The organism is Pseudomonas sp. HMSC065H01 (assembly GCF_001815235.1).
GTDB lineage: Bacteria > Pseudomonadota > Gammaproteobacteria > Pseudomonadales > Pseudomonadaceae > Pseudomonas > Pseudomonas aeruginosa.
Genome location: NZ_KV819940.1, coordinates 60,441 through 80,524, shown reverse-complemented (window position 1 = coordinate 80,524; position 20,084 = coordinate 60,441). Strand labels below are relative to the sequence as shown.

Annotated in this window: 17 protein-coding genes; 6 read left to right on the top strand and 11 right to left on the bottom strand. The window is 69.9% G+C overall.

The genetic code is table 11. The features are described 5' to 3' along the window. The first annotated feature begins 72 nt into the window (after window positions 1-72). The 5 genes from msuE (at window position 73) to zapE (ending at window position 5,455) form a co-directional block, all read left to right on the top strand. Entirely contained in the window at window positions 73-633 is a 561-nt protein-coding gene (gene msuE, locus HMPREF3014_RS32490; RefSeq protein WP_003089470.1) for an FMN reductase, read from the top strand. Window positions 634-642: 9 nt separating this feature from the next. Next, complete coding sequence (gene ssuD / locus HMPREF3014_RS32485) at window positions 643-1,788, top strand: FMNH2-dependent alkanesulfonate monooxygenase (RefSeq protein ID WP_003104713.1); 1,146 nt, start codon at window positions 643-645, stop codon at window positions 1,786-1,788. Between the two features lie 29 nt (window positions 1,789-1,817). Beyond that, window positions 1,818-3,002: an acyl-CoA dehydrogenase family protein gene (locus tag HMPREF3014_RS32480; protein ID WP_003111444.1), complete on the top strand. Its 1,185-nt coding sequence runs from the start codon at window positions 1,818-1,820 to the stop codon at window positions 3,000-3,002. Continuing rightward, the gene (locus tag HMPREF3014_RS32475; RefSeq protein WP_003131577.1) at window positions 2,999-4,129 is read left to right on the top strand and encodes a sigma-54 interaction domain-containing protein; all 1,131 of its coding nucleotides are present in this window, start codon (window positions 2,999-3,001) and stop codon (window positions 4,127-4,129) included. The genes HMPREF3014_RS32480 and HMPREF3014_RS32475 overlap by 4 nt, the downstream gene beginning before the upstream one ends. A gap of 171 nt (window positions 4,130-4,300) precedes the next feature. Beyond that, window positions 4,301-5,455 (top strand): cell division protein ZapE, encoded by a 1,155-nt coding sequence (zapE, locus tag HMPREF3014_RS32470; RefSeq protein ID WP_003111446.1) that lies wholly within the window; start codon window positions 4,301-4,303, stop codon window positions 5,453-5,455. Between the two features lie 65 nt (window positions 5,456-5,520). Here the strand turns inward: zapE and HMPREF3014_RS32465 are convergent, their stop codons facing one another. The 7 genes from HMPREF3014_RS32465 to HMPREF3014_RS32435 form a co-directional block, all read right to left on the bottom strand. After that, complete coding sequence (locus HMPREF3014_RS32465; protein ID WP_023087495.1) at window positions 5,521-6,648, bottom strand: glycerophosphodiester phosphodiesterase; 1,128 nt, start codon at window positions 6,646-6,648, stop codon at window positions 5,521-5,523. 177 nt (window positions 6,649-6,825) lie between these two features. Beyond that, a complete protein-coding gene (locus HMPREF3014_RS32460; RefSeq protein ID WP_003111646.1) occupies window positions 6,826-7,479 on the bottom strand; it encodes a methionine ABC transporter permease in 654 nt (217 codons plus the stop codon). Continuing rightward, a complete protein-coding gene (locus tag HMPREF3014_RS32455; RefSeq protein WP_003124593.1) occupies window positions 7,463-8,572 on the bottom strand; it encodes a methionine ABC transporter ATP-binding protein in 1,110 nt (369 codons plus the stop codon). Before HMPREF3014_RS32455 ends, HMPREF3014_RS32460 begins: the two co-directional genes overlap by 17 nt. Continuing rightward, a complete protein-coding gene (locus tag HMPREF3014_RS32450; RefSeq protein ID WP_023087496.1) occupies window positions 8,569-9,363 on the bottom strand; it encodes a MetQ/NlpA family ABC transporter substrate-binding protein in 795 nt (264 codons plus the stop codon). Before HMPREF3014_RS32450 ends, HMPREF3014_RS32455 begins: the two co-directional genes overlap by 4 nt. 31 nt (window positions 9,364-9,394) lie before the next feature. Further along, window positions 9,395-10,783: an LLM class flavin-dependent oxidoreductase gene (locus HMPREF3014_RS32445; protein WP_003450926.1), complete on the bottom strand. Its 1,389-nt coding sequence runs from the start codon at window positions 10,781-10,783 to the stop codon at window positions 9,395-9,397. Window positions 10,784-10,800: 17 nt separating this feature from the next. Then, a complete protein-coding gene (locus HMPREF3014_RS32440) occupies window positions 10,801-12,018 on the bottom strand; it encodes an SfnB family sulfur acquisition oxidoreductase (RefSeq protein ID WP_003117854.1) in 1,218 nt (405 codons plus the stop codon). Between the two features lie 10 nt (window positions 12,019-12,028). Further along, entirely contained in the window at window positions 12,029-13,264 is a 1,236-nt protein-coding gene (locus HMPREF3014_RS32435) for an SfnB family sulfur acquisition oxidoreductase (protein WP_023087497.1), read from the bottom strand. 418 nt (window positions 13,265-13,682) lie between these two features. On the opposite strand from HMPREF3014_RS32435, the gene HMPREF3014_RS32430 reads away from it, so the two are divergent. Beyond that, a complete protein-coding gene (locus tag HMPREF3014_RS32430; RefSeq protein ID WP_003106867.1) occupies window positions 13,683-14,918 on the top strand; it encodes an NAD(P)/FAD-dependent oxidoreductase in 1,236 nt (411 codons plus the stop codon). A gap of 42 nt (window positions 14,919-14,960) precedes the next feature. On the opposite strand, the gene HMPREF3014_RS32425 is transcribed toward HMPREF3014_RS32430, so the two are convergent. From HMPREF3014_RS32425 to HMPREF3014_RS32410, 4 genes are read right to left on the bottom strand one after another with little or no spacing between them, the layout of a single operon-like run. Next, the gene (locus HMPREF3014_RS32425) at window positions 14,961-15,893 is read right to left on the bottom strand and encodes a carbohydrate kinase family protein (protein ID WP_003106865.1); all 933 of its coding nucleotides are present in this window, start codon (window positions 15,891-15,893) and stop codon (window positions 14,961-14,963) included. Between the two features lie 40 nt (window positions 15,894-15,933). Beyond that, window positions 15,934-17,442 carry a xylulokinase gene (gene xylB, locus HMPREF3014_RS32420; protein WP_023087498.1) on the bottom strand — a complete coding sequence of 503 codons (1,509 nt, stop codon included), beginning with the start codon at window positions 17,440-17,442 and terminating at the stop codon, window positions 15,934-15,936. Further along, window positions 17,439-18,914 (bottom strand): mannitol dehydrogenase family protein, encoded by a 1,476-nt coding sequence (locus tag HMPREF3014_RS32415; RefSeq protein ID WP_003105368.1) that lies wholly within the window; start codon window positions 18,912-18,914, stop codon window positions 17,439-17,441. The genes xylB and HMPREF3014_RS32415 overlap by 4 nt, the downstream gene beginning before the upstream one ends. A gap of 22 nt (window positions 18,915-18,936) precedes the next feature. Beyond that, entirely contained in the window at window positions 18,937-20,049 is a 1,113-nt protein-coding gene (locus HMPREF3014_RS32410) for an ABC transporter ATP-binding protein (protein ID WP_003115000.1), read from the bottom strand. Window positions 20,050-20,084 lie beyond the last annotated feature (35 nt).

Below are 20,084 nucleotides of genomic sequence, written 5' to 3'. Positions count from 1 at the left end.
GCACATTTCCCCGTTGGTACGGCCCTTGCTCCAGGGCACTGCACCTAGCGCAACAGTCCACAGGGAAATCCCATGACCAGCCCCTTCAAAGTCGTCGCCGTCTCCGGCGGCACCTATCGCCCGTCCCGCACCCTGGTACTCACCCAGGCCCTGATCGCCGAGCTTGGCCAGTCGCTGCCGATCGACAGCCGGGTCATCGAGCTGACCGACATCGCCGCGCCGCTGGGCGCTACCCTGGCGCGCAACCAGGCGCCGGCGGAACTGCAGGCGGTGCTCGACGAGATCGAAAGCGCCGACCTGCTGCTGGTCGCCTCGCCGGTCTACCGTGGCTCCTATCCGGGCCTGCTCAAGCACCTGTTCGACCTGATCGACCTCAACGCCTTGATCGACACCCCGGTGCTGCTCGCCGCCACTGGCGGCACCGAGCGCCACGCGCTGGTCCTCGACCACCAGTTGCGCCCGCTGTTCAGCTTCTTCCAGGCGATCACCCTGCCCATCGGGGTCTACGCCAGCGAGGCCGACTTCGACAACTACCGGATCGTCAGCGAGCCGCTGAAGGCGCGCATCCGCCTCGCCGCCGAGCGCGCCGCGCCGCTGTTCGGCGGACGCTCCGAACTGTTGAAGATCGCCTGAGGTGCGCCGATGAACGTGTTCTGGTTCCTCCCGACCCACGGCGATGGCCACTTCCTCGGCACCAGCCAGGGCGCGCGGCCGGTCTCGCTGCCTTACCTGAAGCAGGTGGCACAGGCGGCCGACAGCCTTGGCTATCACGGCGTGCTGATCCCCACCGGACGCTCCTGCGAGGACTCCTGGGTGGTGGCCTCGGCGCTGGCGCCGCTGACCGAGCGCCTGCGCTTCCTGGTGGCGATCCGTCCGGGAATCGTTTCGCCGACCGTCTCGGCGCGGATGGCGGCGACCCTCGACCGCCTGTCCGGCGGGCGCCTGCTGATCAACGTGGTCACCGGCGGCGATCCCGACGAGAACCGCGGCGACGGCATCCATCTCGGCCACGCCGAGCGCTACGAGGTCACCGACGAGTTCCTTCGGGTCTGGCGGCGCGTCCTGCAGGGCGAGGCGGTGGACTTCCACGGCAAGCACATCCACGTGGAGAACGCCAAGGCGCTCTATCCGCCGCTGCAACGGCCGTATCCGCCGCTGTACTTCGGCGGTTCCTCGGAGGCCGCCCACGAACTGGCCGGCGAACAGGTGGACGTCTACCTGACCTGGGGCGAGCCGTTGCCGGCGGTGGCGGCGAAAATCGCCGACGTGCGCCAGCGAGCGGCTCGCCATGGGCGTACGGTGAAGTTCGGCATCCGCCTGCATGTGATCGTCCGCGAAACCGCCGAAGAAGCCTGGCGCGCCGCGGACAGGCTGATCGAACACATCTCCGACGAAACCATCGCCGCCGCGCAGCAGTCCTTCGCCCGTTTCGACTCCGAAGGCCAGCGACGCATGGCCGCGCTGCACGGCGGCCGCCGCGATCGCCTGGAGATCCAGCCGAACCTCTGGGCCGGGGTCGGCCTGGTGCGCGGCGGCGCCGGCACCGCGCTGGTCGGCGATCCGCGGCAGGTGGCGGAGCGCATCGGGGAATACGCCGAGCTCGGCATCGACAGCTTCATCTTCTCCGGCTATCCGCACCTGGAAGAGGCTTACCGCTTCGCCGAACTGGTCTTCCCGCTGCTGCCCGAACCCTACGCCAGCCTGGCCGGCCGTGGGCTGACCAACCTGACCGGGCCGTTCGGCGAAATGATCGCCAACGACGTGCTGCCGGCTCGCGCCGGCGCTTGAGCAGCCGGGCCCCCGAGGAGAAACCCCCTGTGAATGCGAAGACCCGCCCCGAGGCGCAAACGCCGTTGCAGATCGCCCGGCGCCTAGCCGCCGATTTCGCCGAGAACGCCGCCGAGCGCGACGTCGCCGGCGGTACCCCGAAGGCCGAGCGCGACGCGTTGCGCCGCAGCGGCCTGTTGTCGCTGATCATCCCGCGCGAATACGGCGGCCTGGGGGCGAGCTGGAGCGAAACCCTGCAAACCGTGCGCGAACTGGCCCGGGTCGACAGCTCGATCGCCCACGTCTATGGCTTCCAGCACCTGATGCTGGCCACCGTGCGCCTGTTCTCGCGGCCCGAGCAATGGCAGCCGTGGTTCGAGCTGACCGCGCGCAACCGCTGGTTCTGGGGCAACGCGCTGAACCCGCTGGACAACCGTACCGTGGCCCGGCGCTTCGACGGCTGGCGCGAGTTCTCCGGGAAGAAGAGCTTCTGCTCCGGCGCCCGCGATTCGGAGATGCTCATCGCCTCGGCGCTGGACGGCGAGGGCGGGGCGCTGCTGATTGCCGCCATCCCCACCGCGCGCAGCGGTATCAGCCTGGGCCAGGATTGGGACAACATGGGCCAGCGGCAGACCGACAGCGGCAGCGCGATCTTCGAGCGGGTGCGGGTGGAGGAGAGCGAGTTGCTGCTCGATCCCGGGCCGCTGAGCACGCCGTTCGCCTGCCTGCGGCCGCTGATCGCCCAGTTGATCTTCACCGAGGTGTTCCTCGGCATCGCCGAAGGCGCCTTCGAGGAGGCTCGCCAGTACACCCTGCGCGAAGCGCGACCGTGGTTCCGCTCCGAGGTCACCGAGGCCAATGCCGACCCCTATGTGCTGGCGCGCTACGGCGAATTCTGGGTCGGCCTGGAAAGCACCCGGGCGCTGGTCGAGCGCGCCGCGCAGCGCCTCGACGCCGCCTGGTCCAAGGGCCCGGCGCTGGACGCCAGCGAGCGCGGCCAGTTGGCCCTGGCCATCGCCGCCGCCAAGGTCGCCGCGACGCGCAACGGCCTCGACCTGTGCAACCGCATGTTCGAAGTCACCGGCGCCCGCTCCACTCACGCCGCCCTGCGCCTGGACCGCTACTGGCGCAACCTGCGCACCCAGACCCTGCACGACCCGCTGGACTACAAGATCCGCGAGCTGGGCGACTGGGCGCTGAACCAGTCACCGCCGCAACCGACCTTCTACTCATGAACGCTTCTACCCATACTCCCGACCGGCTGCTGACGCTGCCACGTTCGCCGAACCTGGCGACCTCGATCCGCGCCACCGCCCAGGTCTTCGAGGACCCGAAGTCCCAGGCCCTGCTCGAACACCTGCGCCAGGTGGCGCCGAGCGAGGCCAGCGTGCTGGTGATCGGCGAGACCGGCACCGGCAAGGAACTGGTGGCGCGGCATATCCACAACCTCAGCGCGCGGCGCAACGGCCCGTTCGTGGCGGTCAACTGCGGGGCCTTCTCCGAGTCACTGGTGGAAGCCGAGCTGTTCGGCCACGAGAAGGGCGCCTTCACCGGCGCCCTGGCGGCCAAGGCCGGCTGGTTCGAGGAGGCCAACGGCGGCACCCTGTTCCTCGACGAGATCGGCGACCTGCCGATGCCGATCCAGGTCAAGTTGCTGCGCGTGTTGCAGGAGCGCGAGGTGGTGCGCCTGGGGTCGCGCAAGAGCATCCCCATCGACGTGCGCGTGCTGGCGGCGACCAACGTGCAACTGGAGCGGGCGATCAATGCCGGGCACTTCCGCGAGGACCTGTACTACCGGCTCAATGTCGTCAGTCTCGAACTGTCGCCGTTGCGCGAGCGACCCGGCGACATCCTGCCGCTGACCCGCCACTTCATCGCCGAATACAGCCGTCGCCTGGGCTACGGCCAGAGCCAGTTGAGCCCGGAGGCGGCGCAGAAGTTGCGTGCCTATTCCTGGCCGGGGAACATCCGCGAGCTGGAGAACGTCATCCACCATACCTTGCTGATCTGCCGCGACGGGCTGATCCGCGCGGATGACCTGCACCTGTCCAACCTGCGCCTGGAGCGTGGCGAGGAGCTGGCGCGCGGGGGCCCGGCGAGCGGCGCCGCCGAGCACTTGTTGCAGCAGGCTTTCCAGCGTCTGTTCGAAGAGCAGGGCGAGAACCTCCATGGGCGGGTCGAAGATGCCCTGCTGCGCGCGGCGTACCGTTTCTGCCACGGCAACCAGGTGCATACCGCCAACCTGCTGGGACTCAGCCGCAACGTCACGCGCACGCGGCTGATCGCCATCGGCGAACTGGTGGTGAACAAGCGCGGTGGCCAGCGGATCGATGGCGAGCGGGCGGTGCGGTTGTCGATCTGAGTTCAGGCGCTCGGGATCGCGGCGGGTAAGCGCAAGCGGTTATTCGGCCAACCTCCCGCGACTATCCGCCGTGCCGGCGCTGCGGCATTCGCCCAAACCCAGCCGGGCGCAGTAGACTCGGCGCTTTGCGGAGCGTCTGGCTCCGCGCTCTGCGCCAGGTGGAACTGCCCGATGCCCGATACCTCTCCCGATCTGCCGGCCATGTCGCCGCTCGCCGTCTATCGCCAGGCCGTGGAACAGCGCGGTTTCGCTCCCGACGAGGCGCAGCGGCGCGCCGCCGAGGCGCTGGAGCGTTGTTTCCAGGCCCTGCATGAAGCTCACCGCCACGGCGCGATCCAGGGCGTCTACCTGTGGGGACCGGTAGGACGCGGCAAGACCTGGCTGATGGATCACTTCTACCAGTGCCTGCGCGTGCCCGCGCGGCGCCAGCACTTCCACCACTTCATGCAATGGGTGCACCAGCGCCAGTTCGAACTGACCGGTACAGCCGACCCGTTGCGCGCCCTGGCCCGCGAGTTGGCGCGGGACGTGCGGGTGCTGTGCTTCGACGAGCTGTTCGTCAGCGATATCGGCGATGCCATCCTGCTCGGCAGCCTGCTGCGCATCATGTTCGAGGAGGGCGTGGTGCTGGTGGCCACTTCCAACCAGCCACCGGAGCAGTTGTACGCCGACGGTTTCAACCGCGAACGCTTCCTCCCGGCGATCGAGGCTATCCAGCGGCACATGGCGGTGGTCGCGGTGGATGGCGGCCAGGACCACCGCCTGCATCCCGGCCGGGCCGAGCAACGCTACTGGGTGGTGGAGGCGGGGCAGGCGAGCGGTTTCGCCGAACTCTTCGCGCGCCTGAGTGCCGGCGAAGCGGCATCCACGCAGCCCATCGAACTGGGGCACCGCCCGCTGGCGGTGCACCGGCACAGCGAATCGGTGCTCTGGTGCAGCTATGCGCAGCTCTGCGAGGCGCCGCTGTCGGCGCTGGACTTCATCGGCCTTTGCGACCGCTACCGGGCGATCCTGATGGACGACCTGCCGTGCCTGAGCGCCAGCCAGCGCGAAGGCCGCATAGCCCGTGGCACCGAGGACGGCGCGCAACTGGTGGAGGCGGGGGATCGCGAATTGCCGCAGTTGTCGGTGCACGACGACGGCGTGCGGCGCTTCATCGCCCTGGTGGACGAATGCTACGACCGCAAGGTGCCGCTCTACCTGGAGGCCAGGGTGCCGTTGGAGGCACTTTATACCGAGGGCTACCTGGCCTTCGCCTTCCGTCGCACCCTCAGCCGGCTGCGCGAGATGCAGCTGGCACGCTTCGGCAGCGACAGCGCCGGCTAGCGCCGCGCCGCCGAAGCGGGAACTGCGGATGGCCGCCCGCGCTCATCCGCCGGCCAGGCCGAGGCTCAGTAGCCGTGCCGGCGCAGCAGCGCGTCCATGTCTTGCGCCGCCGGGCGGCCCTGGAACTTCAGCAGTTCCGAGGTGCGGTTGGTGAAGAAACCGTCGACGCCGGCCGCGCTTAGGGCCTTGAAGTCTTCCGCCGAGTCCACCGAGTAGGCATGGATGAACAACCCGCGCGCGTGGGTCATGCGGTTCATCCAGGGTTTCACCAGGTCGGCGTAGCTCTGTTCGCCGCGTTCGCTGAGGGTCGCCGAGGGCCCGGTGCCCAGCGCGCCGTGGGCCTTGGCCCAGTCCAGCCAGGCGCCGAACTCGGCTTCGGACTTCACTTCCTGCCTGGCATAGAAGGCCGCCTTGTCGGTTTCCCCGGATTCCTTGAAGGTCACTGGCGAACGGGCTTCTAGGTAACCGTCGCCGAGCCACAGCAGGAGAATCTTCGGCACTTGCGGCATGCTTTCTTGCAGCAGTTCCAGGCTGCTCTTCTCGAAGGTCTGCAGGATCACCCGGCCATTGCCGTGGGCCACGTCGACATGCCCGGCGGCGGCGCGCTCGCGGGGTTGCAGCCAGCCGCGGCGTTCCAGCAGCTTGCGCAGGTCGTCTTCGATGCCGGGGAATTGCGCCGGTACCTTGGTCTCCAGGTACAGGCCCGGCTTGTTGGCGCCGCCCTCGGCGATGTCGAGCATCTCGTCGAGGGTGAGGATGCGCAGGCCGACGAAGCCGGGCCGGGCGCGCTCGGGGAAGGCGCGATTGAACCAGGAGCCGGCGTCCAGGCGCTTGAGTTCGGCGAGAGTGAAGCTGCTCACCGGGTCCTTGGCGCGCTCCGGGAAGACCTCGGCGACGTCGGTGGTGCGCTCCAGGGTGTCGTCGTGGAGGGCGACCAGCACGCCGTCGCGGCTGCGCTGCACGTCGGCTTCCAGATAGTCGGCGCCGAGGTCGCGGGCCAGCAGGTAGGCCGCGGCGGTTTCCTCGGGGGCGTCGTACGAGGCGCCGCGGTGGGCGATGACCGCCGGCCAGGGCACGCCGGCGGCGGCGCTGAGGGCCTTGCCGGACGGCTCCGCGGCCTGGGCGGCGAGCCCCGCCGTCAGGCCGAGGAGGCCCAGGGTCTTGAATGTTCCTTGCCAGAATCTTTGCCGCATGAGGCGCCTTTCCTTCTTTCTTTTTCACGGGATTGCCGACCAGTCTGGCGTCGCCGGATGACCGGAGGACGACAGATACAGGTCTGTCCGGCGCGGGGAAAGATGCGCTGTCGCGGCGACGCTCGTTCCTGTCGCCCTCGGCAAAGCGCCAGCCCTCCCGGGCCGGGAGGGCGGATTCTACAGGCGTTTGTTCAGCAGGCGGGCCAGGCGGTCGCCGCCGAACTGGATCAACGTGACCAGCAGCACAAGGACGATGATCACGGTGAGCATCACCTGGGTGTCGAAGCGCTGGTAGCCGTAGCGGTAGGCCAGGTCGCCCAGGCCGCCGGCACCGATCGCACCGGCCATGGCCGAGGAATTGATCATGGTCACCAGGGTGATGGTGAAGCCGCCGACGATGCCCGGTCGCGCCTCCGGCAACAGTACGTTGCAGATGATGTGGCGGCGTTCGCAGCCCATCGCCTGGGCCGCCTCCACCAGGCCGTGGTCGACTTCGCGCAGGCTGACCTCGGCGATCCGCGCGAAGAACGGCGTGGCGGCGATGGTCAGCGGCACCACCGCGGCCCAGACTCCATAGCTGGTGCCGACGATCATCCGGGTAAAGGGAATCAGCGCCACCATCAGGATCAGGAAGGGTACCGAGCGCAGCACGTTGACCAGACCGCCCAGGATGCGATTGAGCAGGCGCGCCTCGAAGATCCCGCCCGGCCCGGTGGTGACCAGCACCAGGGCCAGCGGGATACCCACCAGCAGGACGATGGCGGAGGACGCGCCGATCATCAGCAGCGTATCGAGGAAACCTTGCCAGAGCCGTTCAAGCATGGGCGACATGGCCGAGCACCTCCACCTTGTCCGCCACCAGCGCGGCCTTGGCCAGCACGCCGGGAAGCTCGCCGGGCGGCGCGCCGACCTGCAGCAGCAGGCGCCCCAGGGCGCGGCCCTGGATACGCTCTATGCCGCCGTGGAGCAGGTCGACGCGCTGGCCGATGGCCCTGGCGATGGCCAGCAGGTCCGGCACCCGTCGGCTGGCGCCGGTGTACTGGAGATCGAGCAGCACCGGGTCGCCGGCGCCGGGAGCCTGGCGCAGGCGCGCCTGGAGGTCGGCCGGGAGGGCGGCGCGCAGGCTGCCGAGCAGGCTTCGGGTGACGGCATGGCGCGGATCGCCGAAGACTTCCCAGACTTCGCCCTGTTCGACGATGCGGCCGCATTCGAGGACCACCACGCGGTCGCAGATCTCGCGGATGACCGCCATCTCGTGGGTGATCAGGACGATGGTCAGGCCCAGCCGGCGGTTGATGTCGCGCAGCAGCGCGAGGATCGCCTGGGTGCTCTCCGGGTCCAGCGCCGAGGTGGCTTCGTCGCAGAGCAGTATCTGCGGCTGGTGCACCAGCGCGCGGGCGATGCCGACGCGCTGTTTCTGCCCGCCGGAGAGCTGCGCCGGATAGGCGTCGCGTTTTTCCTCCAGGCCGACCAGTTGCAGCAGCCCGGCGACCCGCTCCTCGATCCGTGCCCGGGGCACCCCGGCCACCCGCAGCGGCAGGGCGATGTTCTGCCACACGGTCTTGGCCGACATCAGGTTGAAGTGCTGGAAGATCATGCCGATGCGTCGGCGCAGGGCGACCAGGCGCTGGCCGTCGTAGCCGCCGATGTCTTCGTCGTCGATCAGCACCTGCCCCTCGCTGGGACGCTCCAGGCGATTGAGGGTGCGGATCAGCGAGGACTTTCCGGCGCCGCTGCGGCCGATGATGCCGAACACTTCGCCGCGGCGGATTTCCAGGTCGATCTCCCGCAGGGCCTGGACTCCACCGGGGTAGCGCTTGCCCAGGCCTTGGAGACGGATGTGCGGCGTGGAGGCGCGCGTGTCGGGCGCCGTCGGGAACGGTTCGAGGGGCAGCAGGCTCGGGGGAACGGTCATGGCCGTCACTCCCAGCCCGGCTGGTACAGCGTGCCATGGGCCTTGTCCAGCGCGGCGCGGACCACCGGTGAATGCTGGTAGATGTCGACGAAGCGCGCCAGGCGGCCGTCGCGGTCCTGGTAGTTGCCGCGGGTGACGAACTGGATCACGTATTCCCGGTTGTCGATCCCGTCGAACAGCAGTGCCCGGGTCGGGTCGATGGTCCCGGCCAGGCGCAGGTAGTGCGGGTAGCCCTGGGCCAGGTCGAAATCGTCGAGGGCGCGCGCCAGTTGCACCGCCTCCAGCTCGGTGATGCGGATGTCCTTCGGGTTGTCGACGATATCGTCGAGGGTCGCCTTGTAGCCGACGCCGTCCCTGAGCTTCAGCAGGCCGGCCTTCTGTAGCAGTTGCAGGCCGCGGCCGCCATTGATCGGGTCGTTGGCGATGGCCACGCTGGCGCCTTCCGGCAACTCTGCGAGGCTGGCGTAGCGCTTCGAATAGAGCCCGACGTTGTTGATGATCCCCGGCGCGAACGGCTTCAGCCGGAAGCCGCCTTCGCGGTTGGCGTTTTCCAGGAAGGGCACGTGCTGGAAGTAGTTGGCGTCGATGTCGCCCTGGGCGAGGGTGATGTTGGGGGCGTTCCAGTCGCTGAACTCGACCAGTTCGACCTTCAGTCCCTGCTTGCCGGCTTCGCTCACGGCGACTTCCAGCGGCGGGGCGAAGGCGGCGGTGGTGCCGATCTTCAGCGGGGCGTCGGCGGCCTGGACCGGGCCGCTGCCGAGGAGGACGGCCAGGCTCAGGGTTTTCAGGGTGTTCAGCATGGTGGGCTCCTGAACGAAAGGGAAAGTGGGGTCAGGCCTGGCGCTGGCGCGCGGCCGGGGGCTGGCGGAAGGCGGCGCCGGCGTGTTCCGCCTGCAGGCGCGCGCGGCCGCCGCCGAAGAGCTTCTCCCGCAGGGTGCCGGGTGCGTAGGCGGTCTTGTAGCTACCGCGTGCCTGCAACTCGGGCACCACCAGGTCGATGAAGTCGGCGTAGCTCTCCGGCTCCACGGTGCGGGTCAGGTTGAAGCCGTCCAGGCCGGTATCGGCGATCCAGCCTTCGAGGTCGTCGGCGACCTGGCGCGGGTCGCCTACCAGGGTCACGTAGCGGCCGCCCAGGGCCAACTGGTCGAGGAGCTTGCGCACGGTGGAGTCGGTGCGCGCCACGGTGAGGTTCTTCACCACCGACTCGATGGCGTTGTTCTTCTCGTAGCGGATCGGCTCGTCGAGTCCGTAGCGCGACAGGTCGATGCCGCTGGAGCTGGCGAAGTGCGCCAGGCCGGCCTCGGGGCTGGCGTAGCGGCGGTACTCGGCATGCTTGTCGCGGGCCTCGGCCGCGGTGGCTGCGACGATCACGTTGATGCCCATGAAGATCCTGATGTCCTCGGCGCGACGGCCGGCGCCGACCACCGCCGCGCGGATGCGCTGCACCAGTTGGCGGGTGGCCTCGCGGGTCTGTCCGGAGACGAACACGCATTCGGCGTGGCGCGCGGCGAAGGCCAGGCCACGCTCCGAGGAGCCGGCCTGGAACAGCACCGGGGTGCGCTGTGGCGAGGGCTCGGCGAGGTGGTAGCCCTCGACCTGGTAGAACTCGCCATGGTGGCGGATCTTGTGGATCTTCTCCGGCCGCGCGTAGACCCGTCGCTGGCGGTCGGCGAGCACCGCGTCGTCTTCCCAGCTGCCCTCCCAGAGCTTGTAGAGGACCTCCAGGTACTCGTCGGCGCGGTCGTAGCGGCGGTCGTGCTCGATCTGCGCGGACTGGCCCATGGCCTGGGCCGCGCTTTCCAGGTAGCCGGTGACGATGTTCCAGCCGATCCGCCCGTCGCTCAAATGGTCGAGGGTCGAGAGCCGCCGGGCGAACGGGTAGGGCGCCTCGTAGGTGAGGTTGGCGGTGACGCCGAAACCCAGGTGCTCGGTGACCCCGGCCATGGCCGAGACCAGCATCAGCGGGTCGTTCACCGGCAACTGGACGGCTTCGCGGGCGGTCACCTCGATGCCGCCCTGGTAGACGTCGTAGACGCCGAGGATATCGGCGATGAACAGGCCGTCGAACAGGCCGCGCTCCAGCAGCCGGGCCAACTCGGTCCAGTGGCGCAGTTTGCGGTAGTCGCTGGAGCGGTCGCGCGGGTGGGTCCAGAGGCCGTGGTTGATATGGCCGACGCAATTCATGCTGAAGGCGTTTAGGAGAATCTGCTTCTTGCTCATGGCGGTTCCTTCGGCGTTCAGAGCGTGCCGCGGCGTGGCGGCAGGCGGCCGTTGAGGTAGTAGTCGCCGACCGCGTGGTACTTCCAGCGCACCGGGTCGTGCAGGGTGTGTACGCGGGCGTTGCGCCAGTGGCGGTCGAGACCGAGTTCGGCGAGACAGGCGCGGCTGCCGCCAAGCTCGATCAGCTTGCTGCCGGCCAGCAGGGCGACCTCGGTGGTCAGCACGCGGGCTTCGGCGACGGCGATCGAGGCGGCCGCCACGCTTTCCGCGTCCGGCTCGGCGGTGGCCCGGTCGAGCACCCGCCCGGCACGCTCCAGCAGCGCTTCGGCGGCGTGCAGGCGGATCGCCAGGCGGCCGATCTCATGGATGGTCAGTGGGTCGTCGCTGGCCTTGTCGACGCCGGAGTCGACCCAGGGCCGGGCGCGCTCGCGGACGAAACGCAGGGTGTCCTCGAAGGCGCCGCGGGCGATCCCGGCGTCGATCGCCGCGTGGAGGATCTGTGCCAGCGGGCCGACGGTGGTCGGGCGCTCGAAGGCGTCCTGGAACGAGACCACGTCCTCGGCGGCCACCGCTACCCGGTCGAACAGCGCCGAACCGCTGCCGGTGGTGCGTTGACCGAAGCCGGACCAGTCGTCGACGATTTCCAGCCCGGCGCTGTCGCGCGGGACGAAGGCCAGTTGCTGGCGGCCCTCGTCGTCCACCGCCAGGGTCGGCACCCGCTGCGCGTAGAGTGCGCCGGTGCAGTAGAACTTGCGCCCGTCCAGGCGGTAGCCGTCGCCGTCGGCGCGCAGGCGGGTACGGCGCTCGCTGGCGGTACGCGTGCCGATCTCGGCCAGGGCGTTGCCGAAACGCTCGCCGGCCAGGGCGGCGCCGAACAGGCGACCTTTCTGCGCCGGCGAGCCGTTCACCCGCAGCACTTCGAGGGCGTAGAAATGGTTCTGCGGAATCTGCCCCAGGGAACTGTCGGCGGCGCTGACGATCGCCACCACCTTCGCCAGGGTCACCCGCGAGACGCCGGCCCCGCCGTATTCGCGGGGCACCGCGATGCCCCACAGGCCGGAGCGGGAGAACAGTTCCAGTTCTTCCAGCGGCAGGCGCCGCTCGCGGTCGCGCTGGATGCTTTCGCGGGCGAACAGGGCGGCCAGCTCGCGGGCCGTTTCCAGGGCTTCGTCGTCGCTGCCGATGCGATGGGCAGCGGCCGTGGGATTGTCGCGCGTAGCGTGTGCGAGGCTCATCGGGCGCTCCTCAGATCCATGAGTGACGCGCCGGACGGGCGCCGTTCAGGTAGTAGTCGCCGACCGCGTGGACTTTCCAGCGCACCGGGTCGTGCAGGGTATGGGTGCGGGCGTTGCGCCAGTGCCGGTCGAGGTTGAACTCGGCGAGCGTGGCACGGCTGCCGGCCAGCTCGAAGAGCTTCTCGCTGGCGGCCAGGCTGATCTCGGTGCTCAGCACCTTGGCCTCGGCCACGGCGATCGAGGCGCGTGCCGCCGACTCGGCGTCCACCGGCCGCGCGGCCACTTCGTCGAGGACCTGGCCGGCCTTCTCCAGCAGGGCGTTGGCGGCGTGCAGCTCGATTTGCAGGCGGCCGACCTCGGCGATGCTGTAGAGCTCATCGCTGGCGCGTTCGACCTGGGCGTCGATCCAGGGCCGGCTGCGTTCGCGGACGAAAGCCTGGGCGTCGTCCAGCGCCGCCTGGGCGATGCCGGCGTCGATGGCGGCCTGGATCAGTTGCGAGACGGCGCCCTGGAGGCTCGGGATCTCGGCCAGCAGGCCGTTGTGGATCAGCATGTCGCCGGCTACCGGAACCTCGTCCAGCAGTACCGTGCCGCTGGCGGTGGTGCGCTGGCCGAAGCCGGACCAGTCGTCGACGATGCGCAGGCCAGGAGCGCCGCGCTCGACGAAGAGCATCACCGCGCGCTCTTCCTCGTCGATGGCCTTGACCGCCACCCAGTGGGCGAACAAGGCGCCGGTGGAGTAGAACTTCTCGCCGCTGACCCGGTAGCCGTCGCCGTCGCGACGGACCCGCGCCTTCAGCTCCAGGGTGTGGCGGGTATTGCGCTCCGGGCCGGCGTTGGCCAGCCGGCGGCCGTCGAGGATGCCACGGAACAGCTTGCGTTTCTGCGCCGGGCTGGCGACGTTGTCGATCACGCTGAGCAGGCCGAACTGGTTCTGCGGAATCTGTCCGAGGGCCGGGTCGGCGGCACAGATGACACGGAACACCTCGGCCAGGGTCACATGGGAAACCTGCGCGCCGCCATGGGCGCGGGGAATGCCGATGCCGCCCAGGCCGAGGCGGGTGAAGAGTTCCAGTTCCTGCCAGGGCAGGCGTCGTTCGCGGTCGCGTAGCGCCGCTTCGCGACGGGCCAGTCCGGCTACCTCGTGGGCGGCCTGCAACGCCTGGGCGTCGTTCTCGATGAGGCGTGCCGGGAGTAGCCGGGGCGCCTGGTCACGAAGATCCTCGGGTGCGGTTTCGTCGGTCATGGTTCAGCCTTGCAGCGTGGTGGTTCCGCCAGCGGCATCGGTGTGGCGCGGCTCGCGGGTTCGGTGGTGCGGGTGGAACGCCTGGAGGAGGGAGGGGAAACAGGCGGTAACGACATGCTCGCTGGGCACCTCTGGCAGTTCGGATAGGTGGCTGGCGCGATTGCCAAGCCTCTGCCGGGTCTGTTTGCACAAGCCGTGCCGTTTGCTAATCCATAGAAAAATCAAAGATTTGGAGGTTTTCTCCAACAGTTTCTGCTGGTCCGCGGGCGCTGCCTGTTGCTCCGCTGTTGCCAGGGCAACAGTTACCGGCGGATTACAGCCGGATGCCGCGCGCCGGCGCCGTGCTGCTAGGGTGATAGGGTTTCGCGCGCGGCGGCCTGGCGCGCGTCCACCCACTCGGATCGTCGAAGGAACTCCCATGCAGAGCGCTAACGCTTCAGAACTCACCACCGACATCGCCGTGATCGGCGGCGGCGCGGCCGGCATCGGCGTGATCGCCAGCCTGCTGAAACGTTCGCCGGGGTTGCGTATCAGCCTGATCGAGCCGGCGGACACCCACTACTACCAACCGGGCTGGACCCTGGTCGGTGGCGGCGCCTACGCACAGGGCGACACCGCGCGGCCGATGGCCGGGCTGGTCCCGCCCGGCGTGGAGTGGTTGCGCACCCGCGTCGAGCGGGTCGACCCCGAGGCGCGCCGACTGTTGCTGGAGGGCGGCGACAGCCTGGAATACCGCAACCTGATCGTCTGCCCCGGCCTGCGCCTGGCCTGGGAGCGCATCGAGGGCCTGGAGGAGACCCTGGGGCGCAACGGCGTCACCTCCAACTACCGCTACGACCTGGCGCCCTACACCTGGGAGCTGGTGCGCGGCCTGCGCGGCGGCAAGGCGCTGTTCACCCAGCCGGCGATGCCGATCAAGTGCGCCGGGGCGCCGCAGAAAGCCATGTACCTGTCCTGCGACCACTGGCTGCGGGAGGGCGTGCTGCAGGACATCGAGGTCGAGTTCGACCTGGCCGGCGCGGCGTTGTTCGGTGTCGCCGATTTCGTTCCGCCGCTGATGGAGTACGTGCGCAAGTATTCGGCCGAGCTGGCGTTCAATTCCAACCTGGTGAAGGTCGACGGCGCGGCGCGCAAGGCCTGGTTCGAGGTGAAGGACGCCGACGGCAACACCAATCTGGCGGAAAAGGACTTCGACCTGCTGCACGTGGTGCCGCCGCAGCTGCCGCCGACCTTCGTCGCCGCCAGCGGCCTGGGCGACGCGGCCGGCTGGTGCGAAGTCGACCCGGCGACCCTGCAACATGTCCGCCATGGCGAGATCTTCGCCCTCGGCGATGTCTGCGGCACCGCCAACGCGAAGACCGCGGCGGCGGCGCGCAAGCAGATCGTGGTGGTGGCCGAGAACCTTCTCGGCCTGCGCAGCGGCCGTGGCCTGCCGCTGCGCTACGACGGCTACGGCGGTTGTCCGCTGACCGTCGAGCGCGGCCGGGTGGTGCTGGCGGAGTTCGGCTATGCCGGCAAGCTGCTGCCGACCTTCCCGCTGGAGCCCACCGCGGCCAGCCGCTTCGCCTGGCTGCTCAAGCGCCACGTACTGCCCTGGGTGTACTGGAACGCCATGCTCAAGGGCCGGGAGTGGCTGGCGCGGCCGGGGCGCTAGACCGGGCGGCAGCCCTCGGCCTGACCCTCCGCACGGCCGGCCTCAAAGCTCGTGGGCGAACGGCAGGTCCGGCCCCACCCGCGAGCAGGTGACCGCCGCCGCGCGGATGGCGAAGGCGAGCATCGCGTCGATCGCTTCCCGCGACAGCGCGGCTAGCCCGGCCGGGCTGTCGGCGTCGAGGCGGCGGAGGTAGGCGAGGGTCGCCGCCTGGAAGGTATCGCCGGCGCCGACCGTATCGCGCAGTGGCAGGGCGGTATCCGCCGGGCGACTCCAGCTGCCGTGGGTGCAGTGCACGCTGGCGCCGGCCCCGCCGTGGGTGACGAAGACCAGCCGGCAGCGCGGGTTCAGCCAGCCGCGGGCCACCTCGCCGGGGTCGCGGCCGGGGTAGAGCAGGGCCAGGTCTTCCTCGCTGGCCTTGATCAGGTGCGCATGACTGGCGAAGGCCTCGACCCGGCGCCGCCAGAGGTCGATGTCCGGCTGCGGGTCGAGGCGCACGTTGGGATCCAGGCTGACCAGGCGCCGGCCGCTCTCGCGCCGGACCAGCGCCAGCAGGGTGTCGGCCACCGGTGTCACCACCAGGGTATAGGAGCCGACGTGCAAACCGCGTATCCGCCCATCCAGCGTCGGCAGGTGTTCCAGGCGCACCTGGCGGTCGGCGCAGCCGTCGCCGCGGAACTGGTATTGCGCCGAGCCGCTGGCATCGAGGCCGACCATCGCCAGGGTGGTCGGGGCGTCGCTGGGCACCAGGAAGCCGCAGTCCACGCCTTCTTCTTCGAGCACCCGGCGCAGCCGCGTGCCCAGGTAGTCGCTGGACAGCCCGCCGAACAGCGCCGCCTCCACGCCCAGCCGGCGCAGGCCGACGGCGACGTTGAACGGCGAGCCGCCGGCGATCGCGGTGAAGCCCAGCTCGTTGCTGCGCGCAGCGCTTTCCAGGCTGAAGACATCGAAAAGGGCCTCGCCACACACCAGGTACATGCAGATCTCCAAAACGCCAGAAGAGGAAGGAAAGCGACCATTATCGCGGAGGCAGGTGCTCCAGGTAACGCCGGTAGGCCTGTTCGTAGGCCGCCTGTTGTCGCGCCTGGGGCTGGGTGCGGGTCGACTCGTCGAGCGCCACGCAGCGCCGGCACAGGGCTTCCAGGCTTTCACCGGCGCCGCTTTCGCGGCCCAGGCTCCAGGCCGCCTGGAGCGCCGCGCCAAGGGCGGCGGCCTCGGTCTGCCGCGGACAGACCAGCGGCAGGCCGAGCAGGTCGGCGAGCGTCCGCCGCCACAGCGGGTTCTTCGCCGCGCCGCCGACCAGGCGGATTTCCTCGCCCGGCAGGCCGCTGGCGCGCAGCAGGTCGAGGCCGTAGCGCAGGCCGAAGGCGGTGCCTTCGAGCACCGCCCGGCAAAGATTGGCGCGGCTCAGGTTGGCCGCGGTCATGCCATGCAGGCTGGCGCTGGCGTGCGGTAGCGCCGGAACCCGCTCGCCGTCGAAGAACGGCAGCATCAGCAGACCCTCGGCGCCGACCGGCGCCTGGGCGGCCAGCCGGGAGAATTCGTCGAGGTCGAGGTGCAGCAGGTCCTGTACCAGGCCGCAGGCGCCGGTGAGGTTCATCGTGCAGGCCAGCGGCAGCCAACCGCCGGACGAGGCGCAGAAGGTCGCCAGCTCGCCGTGCGGACTGACCAGCGGCCGCTCGGCATAGGCGCTCAGGGTGCCGGAGGTGCCCAGGCTGGCGGTGAGCAGGCCGGGGCGGATGTTGCCGGTGCCGATGGCGGCGAGCATGTTGTCGCCGCCGCCGCAGGCGACCCGCGTGTGGGGAGCCAGGCCGAGGGCGGCGGCCGCTTCGGGGCGCAGGTTGCCGATGCAGGCGCCGGGCTCGATCAGCTCCGGCAGCGCCGCCGCCAGGCGTCCGCCCGGCTCGACCAGCTCCAGCACGTCGCTGGCCCAGGTGCGCCGGCGCACGTCGAAGTAGCCGCTGCCGGAGGCGTCGCCCGCTTCGCTGCAGACGCGGCCGGTGAGCCAGTGGTTGAGGTAGTCGTGGGGTAGGAGGATGTGCGCGACGCGGGCGAACAGCTCGGGAAAGCGGCGCCTGCTCCAGAGCAGCTTGGACAGCGTGTAGCCCGGCGCGAGCACCAGTCCCAGGCGTTCCAGCGAGCCGGCCGGGCCGCCGAGGGCTTCCAGCAGCTCGCGGTTCTCCGCCGCGCTCTCGGTGTCGCACCAGAGCTTGGCCGGGCGTAGCGCCCGGCCCTCGGCGTCGAGCAAGAGCAGCCCATGCTGCTGGGCGGAAACCGCCAGGGCGCGGACCTCGCGGCCGTCCACCGCGGCTTCTTCCAGGGCCATGCGTACCGCGCTGGCCATGGCTTCCAGCCAGTCCGCCGGGTCCTGCTCGCGGCGTCCGTCGCGGCCTTCCGGCGGGCGCTGCGCGGCGCTGCCCAGGCCCAGCGTGCGGCCGCTGCCGGCGTCGAGCAGCAGCGCCTTGCTACCCTGGGTGCCGCAATCGATGCCGAGGAACAATCCGTGCATGCGGCCCTTCGGAGTCATTCGCCGAGTACCTGGCGCAGGGTTTCGCTGACGCCGTGTCGGCGCAGGCTGTCGTAGAGCCGCTCGAAGGCCTCGACGAAGGCCGCCGAGGCCGGGATCGCCGGGCCGAACACGGTCTCCACGCCGAGCAGGCGCCGGCCCAGGCCGTGGCGTTCGGCAACCAGCGCCTGGCATTCGGCGGCGCGCGGATCGGGAATCGGGTAGCGTTCGCCATGCTCGTCGACCCCGCCCAGGTACAGCGCCCAGGCCGCCACCACCAGGGCCACCCGTTCCAGCGGCCGGCCGGCGGCGATCAGCCGATTGGCGGTGGGGACGATGAACTTGGGAAACTTCGACGAGCCGTCCGAGCAGACCCGTTCCAGTTGGTCGGCGATGGCGCGGTTGGCGAAGCGCTCGACCAGGCTGTCCTTGTAGCGTTCCAGGTCGATCCCCGGTACCGGTGCCAGCAGCGGGGCCACGTCGCGGTCCATGAAGGCCCGCACGTAGCGGCGCAGCAGCGGGTCGCCGAGGGTCTCGTGGACGAAGCGGTAGCCGCGCAGGAAGCCCAGGTAGGTGAGCGCCAGGTGGCTGCCGTTGAGCAGGCCGATCTTCATCTCCTCGTAGGGCGTGACGTCGTCGGTGAACTGCACGCCGACCTTTTCCCAGGCCGGGCGCCCAGCGCTGAAACGATCTTCCAGCACCCATTGCACGAAGGGTTCGCAGACCACCGGCCAGGCGTCTTCCACGTCGTGCCGTTGGGCCAGTTGGCGGCGGTGGGCGGGGCTGGTCATCGGGGTGATGCGGTCGACCATGGCGTTGGGAAAGCTGACGTGCGTCGCGATCCAGCGCGCCAGCCCCGGGTCGAGCCGTTCGGCGAAGGCCAGCAGCGCCTTGCGCGCCACCTCGCCGTTATGCGGGAGGTTGTCGCAGGACATCACGGTGAACGCCGGCACGCCTGTGTCGCGGCGCCGCCGCAGAGCCTCGCAGAGAAAGCCGAAGACCCCGCGCGGGGTCCGCGGGTTGGCCAGGTCGTGGCGCACCAGCGGCAACTCGGCGAGGAACTCGCCGCTGCCATCGTCGATGCAGTAGCCGCCTTCGGTGATGGTCAGCGAGACGATGCGGATGGCCGGCTCGGCAAGTTTTTCCAGCAGCGCCTCGGCGCCGTCCTCGGCGAGCAGCATGCCGCTGATGGCGCCGATCACGCGGACCTCGGTGTCCGGTTGGTCGCCCAGCTCGTAGAGGGTGTAGAGGTAGTCCTGGGCGGCCAGGGCGTCGTGCATGGCGCGGTCGTCGCTGCGCAGGCCGGCGCCGCAGATCGCCCAGTCGAGGGCTTCGCCGCGGTTCATCAGGGCGTCGGTGTAGGCCGCCTGGTGCGCGCGGTGGAAGCCGCCGACGCCGATGTGGACGATGCCCTGGCGCAGTTGCGCGGGGTCGTAGGACGGGCGGGCGACAGCGGTCGCCAGCAGGGGGAGGTGCTGCCGGTTGAGTTTCATCGGTGGGTTCCCGCTGGCGGCTTCAGGCCGCCTGTTGCAGTCGTTTGTCGAGGGCCTGGCCGTTGCTGTCGAACAGGTGGCAGTGCTCCGGATCGAAGCCCAGCTCCAGGGGGGCGCCGTAGTCCGGTGCGAAATCGCCGCGCACGCGCAGGGTGAGCATTTCCCCCGAGTCGGCGCGGACATGGCAGAAGCTGTCGCTGCCCAGGCGCTCGCTGACGTCGGCGGCGACCCGCAGCAGGCCCTGGAAGGCATGGCCCGGGCGGGCGATGTTCAGGTGTTCCGGGCGGATGCCGAGGGTCACCGGGCTGCCGGTTGCCAGCTCGCCGGCGCATAGCGGCAGGCCGACGCGCGCGCCGCATTCGAGGGCGACCTCGCAGCGCTCGCCCTGGTTGCGGCTGAGATGGCCGCGCAGGAAGCCCATCTTCGGCGTGCCGAGGAAGCCGGCGACGAACAGGTTGGCCGGATGGTGGTAAAGCTCCAGCGGCGAGCCGACCTGCTCGACGCGCCCGCCGTTGAGCACCACGACCTTGTCCGCCAGGGTCATCGCCTCGACCTGGTCGTGGGTCACGTAGATCATGGTCGCCGCCAGTTCCTGGTGCAGCCGCGCCAGTTCCAGGCGCATCTGCACGCGCAGGGCGGCGTCGAGGTTGGACAGCGGTTCGTCGAAGAGGAATATCTTCGGGTTGCGCACGATCGCCCGGCCGATCGCCACCCGCTGCCGTTGGCCGCCGGAGAGCTGGCGCGGCTTGCGCTCCAGCAGCGCTTGCAGTTCGAGGATGCGTGCGGCGGCGTCGACCTTGGCGGCGACCTCGCGCTTGTCGACGCCGGCCAGGTCGAGGGCGAAGGAGAGGTTCCTGCGCACCGTCATGTGCGGGTACAGCGCGTAGGTCTGGAAGACCATCGCCAGGTCGCGTTTCGCCGGCGGGGTGTCGGTGATGTCCGTGCCGTCGAGGGCGATGCTGCCGCCGCTGGCCTCTTCGAGGCCGGCGATCAGGCGCAGCAGGGTCGACTTGCCGCAGCCGGAGGGGCCGACGAAGACTACGAACTCGCGGTCGCGGACGTCGAGGTCGATGCCCTTGATGATGGCCTGGCCGTCGAAGCCTTTCTGCAGGTTGCGGATCTTGAGATCAGCCATGGCGGAATACCTCCGTGGACGAAAGGATGGGGATG